The organism is Caulobacter sp. GW821-FHT12F03, from assembly GCF_058806855.1.
In genome coordinates this window covers 279,997-296,685 of the sequence record NZ_JBXAQC010000002.1, presented here as the reverse complement: position 1 = coordinate 296,685, position 16,689 = coordinate 279,997, and the positions used below count along the sequence as shown (strand labels likewise).

General features: G+C 68.6%; 16 protein-coding genes. All 16 read right to left on the bottom strand.

Annotated elements, in window-relative coordinates; translation table 11 throughout:
* Nucleotides 1-390: 390 nt before the first annotated feature.
* Nucleotides 391-2,529 (bottom strand): polyribonucleotide nucleotidyltransferase, encoded by a 2,139-nt coding sequence (gene pnp, locus AC1RN0_RS06890; RefSeq protein WP_492786694.1) that lies wholly within the window; start codon nucleotides 2,527-2,529, stop codon nucleotides 391-393.
* 313 nt (nucleotides 2,530-2,842) lie between these two features.
* Nucleotides 2,843-3,112 (bottom strand): 30S ribosomal protein S15, encoded by a 270-nt coding sequence (gene rpsO, locus AC1RN0_RS06885; protein WP_492786693.1) that lies wholly within the window; start codon nucleotides 3,110-3,112, stop codon nucleotides 2,843-2,845.
* 15 nt (nucleotides 3,113-3,127) lie between these two features.
* Nucleotides 3,128-4,060 (bottom strand): tRNA pseudouridine(55) synthase TruB, encoded by a 933-nt coding sequence (gene truB, locus AC1RN0_RS06880; RefSeq protein WP_492786692.1) that lies wholly within the window; start codon nucleotides 4,058-4,060, stop codon nucleotides 3,128-3,130.
* Nucleotides 4,060-4,530 carry a 30S ribosome-binding factor RbfA gene (gene rbfA, locus AC1RN0_RS06875; protein WP_492786691.1) on the bottom strand — a complete coding sequence of 157 codons (471 nt, stop codon included), beginning with the start codon at nucleotides 4,528-4,530 and terminating at the stop codon, nucleotides 4,060-4,062. Before rbfA ends, truB begins: the two co-directional genes overlap by 1 nt.
* 60 nt (nucleotides 4,531-4,590) lie before the next feature.
* Nucleotides 4,591-5,397 (bottom strand): dienelactone hydrolase family protein, encoded by an 807-nt coding sequence (locus AC1RN0_RS06870; RefSeq protein ID WP_492786690.1) that lies wholly within the window; start codon nucleotides 5,395-5,397, stop codon nucleotides 4,591-4,593.
* Nucleotides 5,398-5,457: 60 nt separating this feature from the next.
* Nucleotides 5,458-6,021 carry a hypothetical protein gene (locus AC1RN0_RS06865; protein WP_492786689.1) on the bottom strand — a complete coding sequence of 188 codons (564 nt, stop codon included), beginning with the start codon at nucleotides 6,019-6,021 and terminating at the stop codon, nucleotides 5,458-5,460.
* A gap of 10 nt (nucleotides 6,022-6,031) precedes the next feature.
* The gene (locus AC1RN0_RS06860; RefSeq protein ID WP_492786688.1) at nucleotides 6,032-6,556 is read right to left on the bottom strand and encodes a DUF2939 domain-containing protein; all 525 of its coding nucleotides are present in this window, start codon (nucleotides 6,554-6,556) and stop codon (nucleotides 6,032-6,034) included.
* Between the two features lie 18 nt (nucleotides 6,557-6,574).
* On the bottom strand, nucleotides 6,575-7,051 hold the full coding sequence (locus tag AC1RN0_RS06855; RefSeq protein ID WP_492786687.1) for a hypothetical protein: 477 nt from the start codon (nucleotides 7,049-7,051) through the stop codon (nucleotides 6,575-6,577).
* 301 nt (nucleotides 7,052-7,352) lie between these two features.
* Nucleotides 7,353-10,319 (bottom strand): translation initiation factor IF-2, encoded by a 2,967-nt coding sequence (gene infB / locus AC1RN0_RS06850; RefSeq protein WP_492786686.1) that lies wholly within the window; start codon nucleotides 10,317-10,319, stop codon nucleotides 7,353-7,355.
* An 88-nt stretch (nucleotides 10,320-10,407) separates the two neighbouring features.
* Nucleotides 10,408-11,037 (bottom strand): RNA-binding protein, encoded by a 630-nt coding sequence (locus AC1RN0_RS06845; RefSeq protein WP_492786685.1) that lies wholly within the window; start codon nucleotides 11,035-11,037, stop codon nucleotides 10,408-10,410.
* Nucleotides 11,038-11,134: 97 nt separating this feature from the next.
* The gene (nusA, locus tag AC1RN0_RS06840) at nucleotides 11,135-12,814 is read right to left on the bottom strand and encodes a transcription termination factor NusA (protein ID WP_492786684.1); all 1,680 of its coding nucleotides are present in this window, start codon (nucleotides 12,812-12,814) and stop codon (nucleotides 11,135-11,137) included.
* 17 nt (nucleotides 12,815-12,831) lie between these two features.
* On the bottom strand, nucleotides 12,832-13,380 hold the full coding sequence (gene rimP / locus AC1RN0_RS06835; protein ID WP_492786683.1) for a ribosome maturation factor RimP: 549 nt from the start codon (nucleotides 13,378-13,380) through the stop codon (nucleotides 12,832-12,834).
* Between the two features lie 123 nt (nucleotides 13,381-13,503).
* Nucleotides 13,504-14,001, bottom strand: coding sequence for a DUF1993 domain-containing protein (locus AC1RN0_RS06830; RefSeq protein ID WP_492786682.1), 498 nt, complete (start codon nucleotides 13,999-14,001; stop codon nucleotides 13,504-13,506).
* 98 nt (nucleotides 14,002-14,099) lie between these two features.
* On the bottom strand, nucleotides 14,100-14,777 hold the full coding sequence (trmB, locus tag AC1RN0_RS06825) for a tRNA (guanosine(46)-N7)-methyltransferase TrmB (RefSeq protein WP_492786681.1): 678 nt from the start codon (nucleotides 14,775-14,777) through the stop codon (nucleotides 14,100-14,102).
* 117 nt (nucleotides 14,778-14,894) lie between these two features.
* On the bottom strand, nucleotides 14,895-16,118 hold the full coding sequence (gene metK / locus AC1RN0_RS06820; protein ID WP_492786680.1) for a methionine adenosyltransferase: 1,224 nt from the start codon (nucleotides 16,116-16,118) through the stop codon (nucleotides 14,895-14,897).
* Nucleotides 16,119-16,227: 109 nt separating this feature from the next.
* Entirely contained in the window at nucleotides 16,228-16,668 is a 441-nt protein-coding gene (locus AC1RN0_RS06815) for a helix-turn-helix domain-containing protein (protein ID WP_492786679.1), read from the bottom strand.
* Nucleotides 16,669-16,689: the final 21 nt, after the last annotated feature.

The following is a 16,689-nucleotide window of genomic DNA, read 5'->3' as shown; positions in this document are numbered from 1 at the left end:
ACCCATTTTACGCCCGCCCAGCGAGGGGATGTGTCGATTGTTGGGACCGGGCCGCATGAGAGGGGCGGATGTCTCGTCCGTGTCCCGCTTTGTCTTCAGAGGATACGTCCCGTGAATCTTCAGTCCGGCGATGCGATGGGGGGCTGACCCGGACATTCCGGCCACCAGCGGCGCTTCCCTCTCCACCAGCCTCCGGCTGGTCCCCCTCTCCCTCGCGGGAGAGGAAGGCCCCTAAGCCCATGCAGGCCAGCGTGCCGGCTTTGGCGGCCCTAAAGGCCGCTCTGGCGTCGCCACCCGAACTCGCGACCGTGCTGACCTGAATTCCAAAGAAAAAGGGCGGCTCCGTTTCCGAAGCCGCCCCTGATCTTTCAGCGATAACCGCTCGAAGGCTTACGCCTCGGCGGAGGCCTCTTCCTTCTTGGAGAGGTCTTCGCCGGTCACCTGGTCGACGACCTTCATCGACAGCTTGGTCTTGCCGCGATCGTCGAAGCCGAGGAGCTTGACCTTGACCATCTGGCCTTCGGTCAGCACGTCGCTGGGCTTGGAGACCCGCTCGTTGCTGATCTGGCTGACGTGGACGAGGCCGTCCTTGGCGCCGAAGAAGTTCACGAAGGCGCCGAAGTCGACGACCTTGACGACCTTGCCGTTGTAGATCGCGCCGAGCTCGGGCTCGCTGGCGATCGACTTGATCCACTCCTTGGCGGCGTCGATCTTGGCCTGGTCGGAGGCGGCGATCTTGATCGTGCCGTCTTCGCCGATGTCGATCTTGGCGCCGGTTTCGGCGGTGATCTCGCGGATCACCTTGCCGCCCGTGCCGATCACTTCACGGATCTTGTCGACCGGGATCTTGATCGTCTCGATCTTCGGGGCGAACTCGCCCAGCTCCGCGCGCGGCGCTTCCATGGCCTTGGACATTTCGCCCAGGATGTGGTCGCGGCCGGCCTTCGCCTGGGCCAGGGCCTGCTTCATGATCGCTTCGGTGATGCCGGCGATCTTGATGTCCATCTGGAGGCTGGTGATGCCGTCCTCGGTGCCGGCGACCTTGAAGTCCATGTCGCCCAAGTGGTCTTCGTCACCCAGGATGTCCGACAGGACCGCGAAGCCGTCCTTCTCGAGGATCAGGCCCATGGCGATGCCGGAGACCGGCTTCTTCAGGGGCACGCCCGCGTCCATCAGCGCCAGCGAGGCGCCGCAGACGGTGGCCATGGAGGACGAGCCGTTGGACTCGAGGATCTCCGACACCAGGCGGATCGTGTAGGGGAAGTCGACCGCGTCCGGCAGCATCGGACGGATCGCGCGCCAGGCCAGCTTGCCGTGACCGACGTCACGACGGCTGGGCGCGCCCATGCGGCCCGTTTCCCCGACCGAGAAGGGGGGGAAGTTGTAGTGCAGCATGAACTTCTCGTAGTACTTGCCTTCCAGCGCGTCGATCATCTGCTCGTCGTCGCCGGTGCCCAGGGTGGCCACGACCAGGGCCTGGGTTTCGCCGCGGGTGAACAGGGCCGACCCGTGGGCGCGGGGCAGGACGCCCACTTCGCTGACGATCTGGCGGACCTTGTCGACCGTGCGGCCGTCGATGCGGATGCCGGTGTCGAGGATGCCGCGACGCACGACGTCGCCTTCCAGCTCCTTGAACACCGCGCCCAGCTTGTTGCTGTCATAGCCGTCCGGGTTGGCGTCGGACTTGCCGAGCGCGGCCGTGACCTTGGCCTTGGCGGCGCCGATGGCGTTCTGGCGGTCGCCCTTCTTGATGATCTTGTAGCCGGCGGCGATGTCGGCGCCGACCAGATCCTTCATCTTGGCCTTCAGCGCGTCGGTGTCCTCGGCTTCGAACTCGAAGGGCTCCTTGGCGGCGTGTTCGGCCAGTTCGATGATCGCGTCGATCACCGGCTGCATGCCCTTGTGCGCGAAGGAGACGCCGCCCAGGACGACCTCTTCCGAGAGCTCCTGGATTTCCGATTCGACCATCATCACGGCGTCGGCGGTGCCGGCCACGACGAGGTCCATTTTGGTTTCCTTCATCTCGTCGAGCGTCGGGTTCAGGACGTACTCGCCGTTGATGTAGCCGACGCGGGCGGCCGCGATCGGGCCCATGAACGGAGCGCCGGAAATGACGAGGGCGGCCGAGGCGCCGATCATGGCGACGACGTCGGGATCGTTCTCGAGGTCGTGGCTGAGCACGGTGCAGACGACCAGCACTTCATTCTTGAAGCCCTTGACGAACAGCGGGCGGATCGGACGGTCGATCAGGCGGCTGGTCAGGGTTTCCTTCTGCGACGGCGCGGTTTCGCGGCGCGGGAAGCTGCCGGGGATCTTGCCGGCGGCGTAGAACTTTTCCTGGTAGTTGACGGTCAGGGGGAAGAAGTCCTGGCCGGGCTTGGGGCTCTTGGCGAAGGTGACCGCGGCCAGAACCGTGGTGTCGCCGTAGGTGACCAGAACCGCGCCGTCAGCCTGACGGGCCATGCGGCCGGTTTCGATGGTCAGCGCGCGGCCGCCCCATTCGATGGTCTTGCGTTTGATGTCGAACATTTGAGGGTGTGTCTTTCTCTGAATCCCGCGGGCGTATTCCTCACGGGGGCGGACAGGCGTCGTTTCCGAAATCCTCTCCAGATGTCAGGCCCGGTGAGGATTTCGATTGAACCCTCGACGTACGGATATCCGAGACCCTGGGGTCTCCACCTCCGCGTTCCAGAGCCTGAAGGAACGGAGAGGTTCGGGTCTTTCCACCACGCATCCCCGCGAAGGCGGGGACCGGGGTGCATTCGGTCTTCTTCCCCTCGCCCCAGGCCTTCCGAAAAAAGCCTGGGTCCCCGCTTGCGCGGGGATGAGCGGAACAGGGGGCCTAGCGGCGCAGGCCCAGCTTTTCGATGATCGCGGCGTAGCGAGCTTCGTCGGACGACTTCAGGTGGTCGAGGAGACCGCGACGCTGGGAAACCAGCTTCAGCAGGCCACGACGGCTGTGGTTGTCCTTCTTGTGGGTCTTGAAGTGCTCGGTCAGGTTGGCGATGCGTTCCGAAAGGATCGCGACCTGGACTTCAGCGCTGCCGGTGTCACCGGCGGTGCGGCCATGTTCATTGATAAGCGCGGCTTTGCGCTCCAGCGTAATCGACATCGGTCAAGTCTCCGCTCAGGCTTGAATAAAGACCCGGACGGGATTGAGCCTTCCCGCACGCATCTCGGCGAGGGCCACCAGCCTGTCTCCCTCCATGGCTGAAACGAGCCGCGAGCCGCCTGTGAGGCGGGCCTTGAGCGTTTCGACCTGTCGGGGAACGAGAACGATGGGTCTTCCCTGCGCCAGCCGGAAGGCGTCCTCCGCGGTCACGGCCAGCGCCGGGATGTCGTCCAGCGCGGTCTCGACCGGGAGCAATACCTCCGGAAGCGCGGCCTTATGGCTCAATTTTTCCAGATTTTCCAGTGTTATCGCACGATCCTCGCCGAACGGTCCGACGCGGGTCCGGCGCAGCTGGCTGACATGGGCGCAGGCGCCGAGGGCATCGGCCAGGTCACGGACGATCGAGCGGACGTAGGTCCCCTTGCCGCATTCGATCTCCAGCTCGATGTGGTCGGCGTCGGGAACCGCGCTGACGCGGGCCGAATGGATGACCACCGTGCGGGCCTTGAGCTCGAAGTCCTCGCCGGCGCGGGCCAGGTCATAGGCGCGCTCGCCGTCGACCTTGACCGCCGAGTAGTTGGGCGGGACCTGCTGGATCTCGCCGAGGAAGGCCGGCAGGGCGGCCTCGACCTGCTCGCGGGTCGGGCGCACGCCGGATTCCGCGGTGGTGGCGCCCTCGCGGTCGAGGGTCGTGGTCGAGCGGCCCCACTCGATGGTGAACCGGTAGGCCTTGTCGGCGTCCATCATGAACGGGACCGTCTTGGTCGCCTCGCCCAGCGCGATCGGCAGCACGCCGGTCGCCAGCGGGTCCAGCGTGCCCGCGTGGCCGGCCTTCTGGGCGTTGTACAGCCAGCGGACCTTGCCGACGGCCTGGGTCGAGCCGAAGTCGTAGGGCTTGTCGAGGCAGACCCAGCCGGAGACGGCCTCGCCCTTCTTGCGGCGGGCCATCAGGCCTCCCCGTCGTCGTCGGCCGCGGCGGCCGGCGCGTCGTCGGGGTGCAGGTCCTTCTGGACCAGCGGGTTGTCGAACAGGCGGTCGATGCGGGCCGCGTGGGCGAAGCTGTCGTCGTGGAAGAACTTCAGGTCCGGCGTGAACTTCATGTCGATGTGCCGGCCGAGGCGGCCGCGCAGCAGCTTGCTGGCGCTGTTGAGCGCCTTGACCACCGACTGGGTCTCGGCGCCCGTGACGCCGGCGCCGAGCGGCTCGACGAAACAGATGGCGTGCTTGAGGTCGCTGCTCATGCGCACTTCGGAGACCGTCACCGACACCTCGGCGAGGGCCGGGTCGGCGAGGTGCTCCTCGCGCAGGATGTCCACCAGGGCGTGGCGGACCAGTTCGCCGGCGCGCAGCTGGCGCTGCGAGGGACCGGACGGGGCGGCGTGACGGGATTTCCCGTGGCGAGGGGAGGCGCGTGACATTGGCTGTATCCAGACGCCCGGCGGGGGGTCGAACCCCGGATGGGCGGAAAGGGCGCGCTTCTAGGCCCGCGGGGGGGCGCTGTCCAGTCCGAGGCGGTGGCGGAAGAAGCTGATCGTCCGCGCCTCGGCGGCCTTGGTCGGGCCGCTGTTGTTGAGATGGATGGTCAGCACCGAGTGGCCGGGCATGCCCGTGCCCTGCCGGGCGTCTTCCGGATTGAGCTCGATCGCCTCGAAGCGGTCGCCGAAGGTTTCCTTGAGCATCTCGAACCGGCCGGGCGGCACGAAGGGGTCGCCGTGGAAGGCCAGGCCCAGCAGGCTGAGGTCCTCGTCCTGGAATCGCTGCTTCGCGCAGCGGATCTCGGCGGCCGAGCAGTCGATGGTCCGCGCGCCCTTCCTGCCCAGCGGCAGCGACGGCTGGCTGAGCACCGGCGCGATCACCGAGGGCTCGGTCATCATGGCCAGGGCGAAGCCGCCGGTGAAGCACATGCCCAGGGCCCCGACGCCCGGGCCGCCGCATTCGGCGTGGGCCTTGCGGGCCAGGGCGCGCAGCCAGTCGACGATCCGCGAGGACTTGCCGTTGGCCCAGGCGTTGAATTCGCGGCGGATGCAGATGTTCAGGACCATCTGGCCGACAGCGTAGCCGTTCGACACGGGCTTGCCCGGCGCGCCGAACAGGCTGGGCAGGAACACCGTCATGCCGGCGGCGGCGACGCGGTCGGCGTAGTCGACGACCAGCGGATGCAGGCCGGGGATCTCGTGCATGATGATCACCGCCGGCCCCGTTCCGCGGCGGAACACCTCGCGGGTCCAGGGCCCGTCGGTGAAGGTGAAGCGCTCGTAGTCCTTCAGCGCGTCGATGTCGGCCATGTCGTTCCCCCGCCCGTTTGGCGGAAGACTAGGCTGGTCCGGGCAAGAAGGAGAAGTCCCTCAGGACCCCGGACGGCCGAAATCGGGCGAGAACACCCGGTCGGTGACGCCGTCGTTCAGCGGGCCGGGCATGCGCCACTCGCCGTGGAAGGTGAACAGCATGTCGCCGCAGAGGCGCGGTTCGCCGGTCGTCGGGTCGTCGCCGAAGGCGAACACCCTGAGGTCGCGGCGCGAGCCGATCTGGCCGAGCGACAGCCAGCCCTTCGTCGACCCCGGACAGAAGGCGGCGATCATGATCCGGCCTTCCTGCGCGTCCGGGTCGATGGCGTAGAGCGTCCCGGTCCCGGCCTCGGCGCCCATCAGGGCGTCGAGCTTGCGGTTGATCTCGCCGTCGGTCGACGGACGCGGCACGACGCCGACCGCCACCGCCGTGGCCCGCACCGCGTAGACGCGCGTGCGCAGCAGCGACTTGGTGAACACGAACGTCAGGCCCGCCCCGGTCAGTCGCCGGGCCGTGGGCGAGACCGCGTCATAGGTGACCATGCGCTTCTGGGCCGCGAAGGCCGGGGCGGCGAGGGACAGGATCAGGACCGCCAGGGCGGCGGTGCGGAACGGACGGGTCATGGAAGAACTCTTACGGGGTCTTGCGGCGCTGGCCGCGCAGGTCGGCGAGGTCGCCCTCGAAGCCGGACAGCTTCCAGGTCCCCTCGACGTTGGTGAAGGTCAGCAGGCAGGGCCCGTCCTTCTTCTTCGTCGCGCAGACCCGGCCGTCGTCGAGGTATTTCAGCGCGGCGCCGATCGCCAGGCGGTCGGGCAGCGGCTTGTCCGGCGTGTAGCCGTAGTAGTTGGCCACCGCGCGGAACACCTCCGGCCGGATCAGCGCCTCGACGGCGATGTCGGCCAGGTTGGGCGCGATCAGCGCCGCCAGGGCCCTGGCCCCGTCGTCCATGTCCGGGCGGGTGGTTTCGCGCATCACCCGGCCCTCGAGGTTCTGCTTGAGGGCCTTGCGGTCGACATAGCGGTCGAACGCCGCGCGGTCGTTGTCGCGGATCGCCACCAGCAGGCTGTGCACGTCTCCGGCCGCGTCGAACCGGCTGGCCGTGGCGCAGCCGGCGAGGGTGACGACCATGAGCGCGAGGAGGGCGAGCGTGCGGATCATGGGGTCTCCTTGCCGCGATCAGACGGCGGAAATGGGGCGGTCAGGACCGGGTTTCAGCACCAGGCTGGCGACCAGCGCGACGGGCAGACCGAAGATGAAGGCGTGCACCAGCAGGCTCTCGGCCAGCACCATCGGGGCCATCTTGCCGTGCCCGGCCAGCGACAGCGGGGTGATGATGAAGCGCATCACGGTGAACATGGCCAGGCCGAACAGGGTCCCGTTGAGCCACGGTCGGGCGATCTCGCGCGGCGGGGTGACGACGCAATAGATCAGGGCCGCGACGACGGCGATGCCCAGGTCGGAGACGAATCCAAGCGCGGCCATCGGCAGGCCGCCGGCCATCGCCGCGTCCCGCCCGACCCAGCCGGCCGCGACCGACCGGCAGACGATGTCCAGCGGAACGCCGAACTGCGCCGTGGCGGCGAGCAGATCGCCCGGCCCGGCGATGGCTCCGCCGACCACGCCGGCGAGGATCTGCTTTCGTGTGATGGGCATCCGTCTCTCCCCAAAGAGTCGGCGCGACCCGGTTGGTCCGGGGCTGCGCTTGCGCGTCCAGGTGAAGAACAGGGCGCCTCCGCCCCCGGGTCAAGGGCGCGCCCCGCCCGTCAGCCGCGCCGCGCGGCGAAGGCCCTCTCGGTCCGCGGCGTCGCCGCCCAGTCGATCATCCCGCCGCGCCCATGGCGAACCGCGCCACATCGCAGGGCGGGTCCGGACTGACAGAGAGACCGGGGTCCACCAACGAAAAAGGCGCGGAGATCGCTCTCCGCGCCTTTCGCAGTGTCGCTCGTGAAGCGTCCTACGCCAGCTGGCGCTTGACCTCTTCGACGGTGAAGCATTCGATCTCGTCGCCTTCGCGGATGTCCTGGAAGCCGGCGAACGCCATGCCGCACTCCATGCCGTTGGTGACTTCCGCCACCTCGTCCTTGAAGCGCTTGAGCGTCTGCAGGGTGCCCAGTTCCAGCACGACCACGTTCTCGCGGACGATCCGGACCTTGGCGCCGCGGCGGACAACGCCCTCGGTGACCCGGCAGCCGGCGACCTTGCCGACCTTCGAGATGTCGAAGGCCTGCAGGACCTTGGCGTTGCCGAGGAAGGTTTCGCGCTGGATCGGCGCCAGCATGCCCGAGAGCACGCCTTTGATGTCGTCGATCAGGTCGTAGATGATCGAATAGTAGCGGATCTCGACGCCTTCGCGCACGGCCAGGTCACGGGCCTGACGAGAGGCGCGGACGTTGAAGCCGAGCAGCGGGGCGCCGGCGCCCTTGGCCAGCATCACGTCGCTTTCGCTGATCGCGCCGGCGCCGGAAAGGATGATGCGGGCGCGGACTTCGTCCGTGCCGATCTTCTCCAGCGCGCCGACGATGGCTTCGACCGAACCCTGCACGTCGCCCTTGATGACCAGGGGCAGCTCGCTGATGCGCTTGTCCTGCAGCTTGGCCATCATGTCGGCCATCGAGGCGCCGGCCATCGGACCGCTGGCGGCGGACCGCTCGCGCTTCACCCGGACACGGTACTCGGTCAGCTCGCGGGCGCGGGCCTCGTTCTCGACCACGGCGAACGGCTCGCCGGGATCGGGCGTGCCGTCGAGGCCGAGGATCTCGACCGGGGTCGAGGGACCGGCTTCGGTCAGCTGCTCGTCGCGTTCGTTGAGCAGGGCGCGAACCTTGCCCCAGGCGGCGCCGGCCACGACGATCTCGCCGCGACGCAGGGTGCCGCGCTTGACCAGCACCGTGGCGACAGCGCCGCGACCCTTGTCCAGCTTGGATTCGATGACCACGCCCTCGGCCGTGCGGTCGGGGTTGGCCTTGAGGTCCAGCAGTTCGGCCTGCAGCAGGATGCGCTCGACCAGTTCGTCCAGGCCCGCGCCGGTCTTGGCGGAGACTTCGACGATCTGGGTTTCGCCGCCGAGGCTTTCGACGACGATCTCGTGCTGCAGCAGCTCGTTGACGACCCGCGTCGGATTGGCGTCCGGCTTGTCCATCTTGTTGACGGCCACGATGATCGGGACCCCGGCCGCCTTGGCGTGCTGGATGGCCTCGATCGTCTGCGGCATGACGCCGTCATCGGCCGCCACCACGAGGATGACGATGTCGGTGATGTTGGCGCCGCGGGCGCGCATGGCGCTGAACGCCGCGTGGCCCGGGGTGTCGAGGAAGGTGACGCGGTCGCCGCTCTTCAGGCGGACCTGGTAGGCGCCGATGTGCTGGGTGATGCCGCCGGCTTCGCCCGCCACCACGTCGGTGGCACGCAGGGCGTCGAGCAGGCTGGTCTTGCCGTGGTCGACGTGACCCATGACCGTCACGACCGGGGCACGGGGCTCCAGGTGATCGTCGTGGTCGTCGGCGTCGAGGAAGCCCTCTTCGACGTCGGCTTCCGACACGCGGCGGACGGTGTGGCCGAATTCGGTGGCCACCAGTTCGGCGGTGTCGTTGTCGATCACGTCGTTGATCTTCAGCATCACGCCCTGACGCATCAGGAACTTGATGATGTCGACGCCGCGCACGGCCATCCGGTTGGACAGCTCCTGCACGGTGATGACGTCGGGAATGACCACTTCACGGGCCACGCGGGCCTGTTCTGCGGCGCCGCCACGGCGCTTTTCCTTCTCGCGTTCACGGGCCCGGCGGACCGAGGCCAGCGAGCGCATGCGCTCGGCGGCGCCCTCGTCGTCACCGGCCAGGACCTGGATGGTCAGGCGGCCTTCGCGACGCTTGGGTTCGCCCTTGGTGCGCGAGACGGCCTTGCCGGGCGCGGCGCCCTTGCGACGATCATCATCATCGTCGGGACGGCGGTCGATGACCGCGCCGGCGCCGCCGGGCCGCGGGGCCTGACGGGTGGCGCGCTGGATTTCAGGCGTGGCCGGAGCCGCCGCGGGCTGACCCGGACGGGCGCCGCGCGGACCGCCGGGGGCCGCGCCCGGACGGGGCGCGGGACGCGGGGCCAGGGCCGAATATCGGACGGTCTCGCCCGGACGCGCATTGTCGCGCGGCGGACGGGCGTCGCCCTCACGCGGCGTGCGCGGGGTGAAGGGACGGTCGCCTTCGGGGCGCGGCGTGCGCTGGCCGAAGTTGGCCGCGTCCGGCCGCGGGGCCCGCTGGTTGTAGGGACCGGCGTTGGGCGGACGGTAGGTGGTGGTGCTCGAGCGGTCGTCGCGACGTTCGCGCGACGGCTCGTAGGAGCGGGTCTGGTTGGCCTGGGGCGCGGCCGGAGCCGGCGTCGGGGCCTGGGCGACCGGCGCGGGGGCCGGCGTCGGGGCGACCGGGGCCGGAGCGGGCGCGGCGGCGACAGGCGCGGCCGGAGCCGGCGTCGCTACGGGCGCCGCTGCGGCCGGGGCCGCGGGCGTCGGAGCGGGCGTCGGCGCGCGGGCAGCCTGTTCAGCGGCGCGGGCGCGGGCCTCTTCCTCGGCGCGGGCGCGGGCCTGGGCGGCCTGACGCTCCTGGGCTTCGCGGGCGGCGTCGATGGCGCGCTGGCGGGCGGCGTGCTCCTCGGCGGACAGGCCGCCGGGGTTGGAAACGGTCGGGCGACCACCGCCCTGAGCCGGACGCGGATCATAGGTCGTACGCTTTTCAGCGGCGGACGGACCGGCAAGGTTGCCGCCGCCACCCGGCGCGTGCGTGCGCACCCGCTTGGTTTCGACCACCACCGTCTTCGACCGGCCGTGACTGAAGGTCTGCTTGACCACGCCCGCATTCACCGAGCCCGCGCGGGGCTTCAGGGTGAGGGAGGGGCGGGCGGGCCGGCCGTTGTCGTTCTCGTCGCTCATGCGTCTCGCTTAACTCTCAGCCGGCGTATCCGGCTTTAAATCGTCTAGTTCAAACCGCGAAGGGACCGAGGCGTCGCCGCCCGGTCTTCTACGGCTCCTCGCGCCAACTCTCGGGGAGAAGCGGACGGAAGCCTGATAGTCGCTGGGCGTCTGAAGTCCAGCGTCCGGAGGCTCGCCCCGCAAGGAAGGCGGTGTGTATCACATTCTCGCCCCCCAAGGCCAAACCCAATTCCTCGGAGGAAAAAAGGCCGAACAGGCGGGGCGGAGACGGGCTGGAATGGATCGCGCCGAGCAGCTTGCGACGCCCGTCCGCGGCGCCGTCGGTCGCCTCGATCAGCCAGGCGGCCTTGCCGCCGCGGATCGACGACATGACCTTCTCGAACCCCGAAGTAAGGTCTCCCGAGCGCCGTGCAAGGCCCAGCCCGTCAAGAAGCCGCTTCAGCAGCAGGGATTCGACCTGGTCGGCGAGCGTCGCCGGTGCGATCAGCTTCGTCTTGGCCGAGCGCGAGAACAGGCCCTTCTTCGCGGCCGTCTCGACGCTCGCCCGGTCGGCCGCCACCCACATGCCGCGGCCCGGCAGCTTGCGCGCCAGGTCGGGCGTGACCACGCCGTCCGGTCCGGCGACGAAACGGATCAGCCGGTCCTCGTCCATGACCTCGCCGGAGACGATGTCGCGACGTTCGCGGGAGGCCTGGGCGTGGGTGGAGGGAGCGCGCATGGGGTCAGGGGCCAGGGGCTAGGGGCTAGGGGCTAGTGAAGAGTTGAGGGTCAGCGCGATCGGCTAACCCCTAATCCCTAATCCCTAGTCCCTTCCCTCACGCGTCCTGCGCCTCGCCTTCAGCGGCGGCCAGATCGAGGTCCTCGGGATTGTCGAGACCCTCGGACTCGGCCTCCGGCTCGTATTCCGGCTCGTACTCGGGTTCCGGCGGGGCCTCGACCCAGCCCATCACCACGCGGGCGCGCATGATCAGCGCTTCGGCGTCGTCGGGGCTCAGGGCGAAGGCTTCGAGGATGCCCGGCTCGCGAACCCGCTCGCCGTTCTTGTTCTCGAACCAGCCGCGCAGATCGTCCGGCACCAGGCCGGCGAGGTCCTCGACGGTCTTCACATCGCCTTCGCCGAGGGCCACGGCCATCGGCAGGGTGACGCCCTCGATCTCCAGCACGGCGTCCTCGACGCCCAGCTCGACGCGACGGGCGTCCTGGGCGGCGGCTTCCTTGTCGAGGAATTCGCGGGCGCGGGTCTGCAGTTCCTCGGCGGTGTCCTCGTCGAAGCCTTCGATGGCCGCGATTTCATGCGGCTCGACGTAGGCCACGTCCTCGACCGAGACGAAGCCTTCGGTGGCCAGCAGCTGGGCGATGACCTCGTCCACGTCCAGGGCTTCCTGGAACAGGGCGGTGGTCTCGGCGAACTGCTTCTGCCGGCGCTCGCTCTCCTGCGACTCCGTCATGATGTCGATCTGCCAGCCGGTCAGCTGCGAGGCGAGACGGACGTTCTGGCCGCGACGGCCGATGGCCAGCGACAGCTGCTCGTCGGGCACGACCACTTCGACGCGCTCGTCTTCCTCGTCCATGACGACCTTGGAGACCTCGGCCGGGGCCAGGGCATTGACGATGAAGGTCGCCTCGTCCGGGTTCCACTGGATGATGTCGATCTTCTCGCCCTGCAGTTCGGCGACGACCGCCTGGACGCGCGAGCCGCGCATGCCGACGCAGGCGCCGACGGGGTCGATGCTGGAGTCGTTGGACACCACGGCCATCTTGGCGCGGCTGCCCGGGTCGCGGGCCACGGCGCGGATCTCGATGACGCCGTCGTACACTTCCGGCACTTCCTGGGCGAACAGCTTGGCCATGAAGCCGCCGTGGGCCCGGCTGAGCATGATCTGCGGGCCCTTGGTCTCGCGACGGACGTCGTAGATGTAGCAGCGGATGCGGTCGCCGATGTTGAAGTTCTCGCGCGGGATCGACTGGTCGCGGCGCATGATGCCTTCGCCGCGGCCCAGGTCGACGATGACGTTGCCGTACTCGACGCGCTTGACGCTGCCGTTGACGATCTCGCCGACGCGGTCCTTGAACTCCTCGAACTGGCGCTCGCGCTCGGCCTCGCGGACCTTCCCGGTGACGACCTGGCGGGCCATCTGGGTCTGGACGCGGCCGAATTCGAACGGCGGCAGTTCCTCTTCGGTCACCTGGCCGACGAAGGCGTCGCGGTCGGCGGCGAGGGCGTCCGACAGGCGGATCTTGCCGTGGCCGTCCTCTTCCTCGAACTCGGCGTCGTCCGGCACCACCGTCAGGTAGCGCTTGATCGAGGTCTCGCCGGTCTTCGGATCGATGTGGACCCGGATGTCGTGCTCGGCGCCGTAGCGGCTGCGGGCCGCCTTCTGGATCGCTTCCTCGATGGAGGCGATGACGATCTCCTTGTCGATGCCCTTTTCGCGGGCGACCGCGTCAGCGATCTGCAGGAGCTCGAGCCGGTTGGCGGAAATGCCGGTGGCCATGGTGGGGTTTCCCTGGTTCAGGACTCGTGGTCGGTGTCGGTTTCGGATTGCAGGCGGGCGGCGCGTTCTTCGGCGCCGTGTTTCATCAGCTTGTCGTCGAGGACCAGCTTGGCCTCGAGGATCCATTCGAACGGGATGTAGAGGGTGGTCTCGGCCTCGCCCTCGATGTTGATCCCGACCTGGCCGTCTTCGGTCCCGGCCAGCTCGCCCTTGAAGCGCTTGCGGTTGTCGGCCAGGCGGTCGAGCTCGATGCGGGCCTCGAAGCCTTCCCAGGTGTCGAAGTCCTTCAGCCGGGTCAGCGGCCGGTCGATGCCGGGGCTGGAGACCTCCAGCGTGTATTCGCCGCTGATCGGGTCGGCCGCGTCGAGCACCTCCGAGAAGGCCCGCGACAGCACGGTGCAGCCCTCGACCGTCATGTCGCCGTCCGGCGTCTCGGCCATGATCTGCAGGCGGCGGCGTTCCTTGCCGGCCATCAGACGCAGGCGTACGATCTCGAAACCGGCCGCTTCCGCGACCGGGTCCAGCATTTCGAGCAGTTGGGCGTCTTCCGCCGTCCGCGCGCGCATCCGTCTCAAATCCAAACAAAAAGCGGCGACCTCTCGGTCGCCGCTCGAATGCGCCATCCAGCGCGTTCAAACGATGTGGAGGCCTTTATAGGCCCCTTCATCGCCCTTGTCAGCCCCGGATTCTCAGCGGGCGCCGCCGAGGAAGTCCATCTTGCCGATCGGCGCGCCGTTGGCCCGCAGCAGGGCGTAGGCGATGGTGATGTGGAAGAAGAAGTTCGGCAGCGCGAAGCCGGTCAGATAGTCGGCGCCGGCGAACTTCATTTCGCCGTTGGGGAACTTCAGCACCACCTCGCGATCCTCCGCGCCGTCGAAGGCGGCGGCTTCGACGCTGTTCGCGTAGGCGATCGTCGCGGCGATGCGCGCCTTCAGCTCCCCGATCGTGGTTTCGGTGTCGGGCATCGACGGCGGCTCGACGCCGGCCAGCCGGGCGATGGCGCCCTTGGCGCTGTCGGAGGCCATCTGGATCTGGCGCGGGAAGGGATGCATGTCCGGCGCGAGGCGGGCCTCGAGCAGCGTCGCTTCGGCGACGCCGGCGGCCAGCGCCTTGTCGATCATCGCCGACAGGTTGGTCAGGGCGCGCGTGAAGACCGGCGCGGACGCCTGGTGGATCGTGAAGCTCATGGTCGGATGTCCTGGAAGAAGGGTGTGTGTGGTGCGGCGATCAGATCGGGATTCGGGGGGTGGAAAGCTAGAGGCCGCCTTCCGCCTGTTCGGGAGGGCTAGGTCCTGACGAAGTCCAGGAACACCGGCGGGCAGTCGCCGAGCTGTTTTTCCTCGTAGCGGGTCGTCAGGTGGTCGGCGGGCGGGACGGACGTATCGCCGTCGACCGCGGTGAACAGGCCTGTGGCGGGGACGCGGACGCGGGTCCAGTCGGCGTAGTCGGCCCAGTCGGTGGCGAAGCGCAATCCGCCGCCCGGCTTCAACAGCCGGGCCAGCTCGACGAGGAATTCGCTCTGGACGAGGCGCCGCTTGTGGTGCCGCGATTTTGGCCAGGGATCGGGGAACAGGATGAACACCCGGTCGAGACAGCCGTCCGGCAGGCGGGCGGCCACCTCGCGGGCGTCGCCCTGGTGCACCCGGACGTTGGTCAGACCCCGTTCCTCGATGTGGCGCAGGGCGCTGGCCACGCCGTTGAGGAAGGGCTCGACGCCGATGATCAGGGTGTCGGGCGACCGTTCCGCCTGGCCGGCCATGTGTTCGCCGCCGCCGAAGCCGATTTCCAGCCAGACGGCCTTCGCCTCCGGCATCAGGTCGCGCGGCGCGAACGGGACCTCCGGAATCTCGACCTTCGGCCCCAGGCTCTCCAGCAGCTCGGCCTGTTTGGCCTTGATCGGCCGGGCCTTGATCCGGCCGTAGCTGCGCAGGGCGCCGTGCGGTTGTTGCGGGGTGATGGTCATGGGGGCGGGGCTGAGGGCTTGGTGCGAGAAGGGCGTAGCTATTAGGGAGTAGGGCGTAGCACGTCGAGAGTGCGGCCCGCTCCGTTCGACTACTCCCTACGCCCTAACCCCTACGCCCTAGGCCAGCTTCTTCAGCTCAGGCACCAGGTCGGTCTTCTCCCAGCTGAAGCCCCCCTCGTTGTCCGGCGTGCGGCCGAAATGGCCGTAGGCGGCGGTGCGGGCGTAGATCGGCCGGTTGAGGCCCAGGTGCTCGCGGATCGCCCGCGGCGTCGCGCCGTTGATCAGGTCCGGCAGGATCTTCTCCAGCAGGGCCGGATCAACGCGGCCCGTGCGGTGCAGGTCGACGTGGAACGAAACCGGCTGGGCCACGCCGATGGCGTAGGCGATCTGGATCGTGCAGCGGTCGGCGAGGCCGGCCGCCACGACGTTCTTGGCCAGGTAGCGGCAGGCGTAGGCGGCCGAACGGTCGACCTTGGTCGGGTCCTTGCCGCTGAAGGCGCCGCCGCCGTGCGGGGCCGCGCCGCCGTAGGTGTCGACGATGATCTTGCGGCCGGTCACGCCCGCGTCGCCGTCCGGCCCGCCGATCTCGAACTTGCCGGTCGGGTTGATCAGCCACTGGGTCTTCTTCGTCACCAGTCCGTCCGGGAAGATCGACAGGATGTGCGGCCGGATCATCTCCAGCACGCGCTTGCTGGTCGGCGACTTGCCGCCGATCTTCTTCTTGTGCTGGTGCGAGACGACGATCGACACGACCCGCTGCGGGCGGCCGTCGGCGTCGTATTCGAGCGTCACCTGGCTCTTGGCGTCCGGCTCGAGGTCCGGCAGCTCGCCCGAGTGACGCAGCTCGGCCAGCCGGCGCAGGATGTTGTGGCTGTACTGCAGGGTCGCCGGCATGAACTCCGGCGTCTCGGTGCTGGCGTAGCCGAACATGATGCCCTGGTCGCCGGCGCCCTCGTCCTTGTTGGCCCCGGCGTCAACGCCCTGGGCGATATGGGCGGACTGGCCGTGCAGGTAGCAGGCGTACCTGGCCTTCTCCCAGTGGAAGCCCTTCTGCTCGTAGCCGATGTCGCGGATCGCCGCGCGGACCCTGGGCTCCAGCGACTTGATGATGTCCTTGGTGAAGGCCTTGTTGGCGGCCTTGTCGCCGCCCGGCTTTCCGGCCCGGACCTCGCCCGCGAGGATCACGCGGTTGGTGGTGACCAGGGTTTCGCAGGCGACGCGCGCCTCGGGATCGGCCGTCAGGAAGGCGTCGACGACCGTGTCGCTGATCCGGTCGGCGACCTTGTCCGGGTGGCCTTCGGAGACACTTTCGCTGGTGAAGAGATAGGAAGAACGATTCACAACCAGGCTCCGGATACGACGAGACCGCCCGGAACGAGCGGTCTCGAGGAACCTATAAAGATATCCTTATATCCGCAAGCGACCTGCAGCCGCCGGCGGACAGGGACGATCACGCCTCGCCGGCCTCGGCGTCTTCTTCCTCGGCCATGGAGCGGACCAGGTCGAGAATCCGGCGGCGGACGCGGCCGCGCTTGATCTTGGGGAACAGCGCCGCGAGCTCGAGGCCTTCGGGCGTCATCAGGAAGTCGTGGATGAAGGGCTCGGCGCCGCTCTCGGCCACGCCCTCGGCGCGGGCGGTCGACGGGTCCACCAGGCCTTCAAAGAAGTAGGCGATCGAGGTCTGCAGCGACTTGGCGATTTCGTAGAGCTTGCTGGCGCTCACCCGGTTGGCGCCACGTTCGTACTTCTGGACCTGCTGGAAGGTCAGGCCAAGATCGTCGGCCAGGCGTTCCTGCGACACGCCCAGCAGTTTGCGGCGCATGCGAATTCGACCGCCAACGTGAAGGTCAACGGGATTGGGGGAGCGGTCAGTTTCAGTCGTCGTCGTCATGAGGGCCTGATCTGTGAAAAT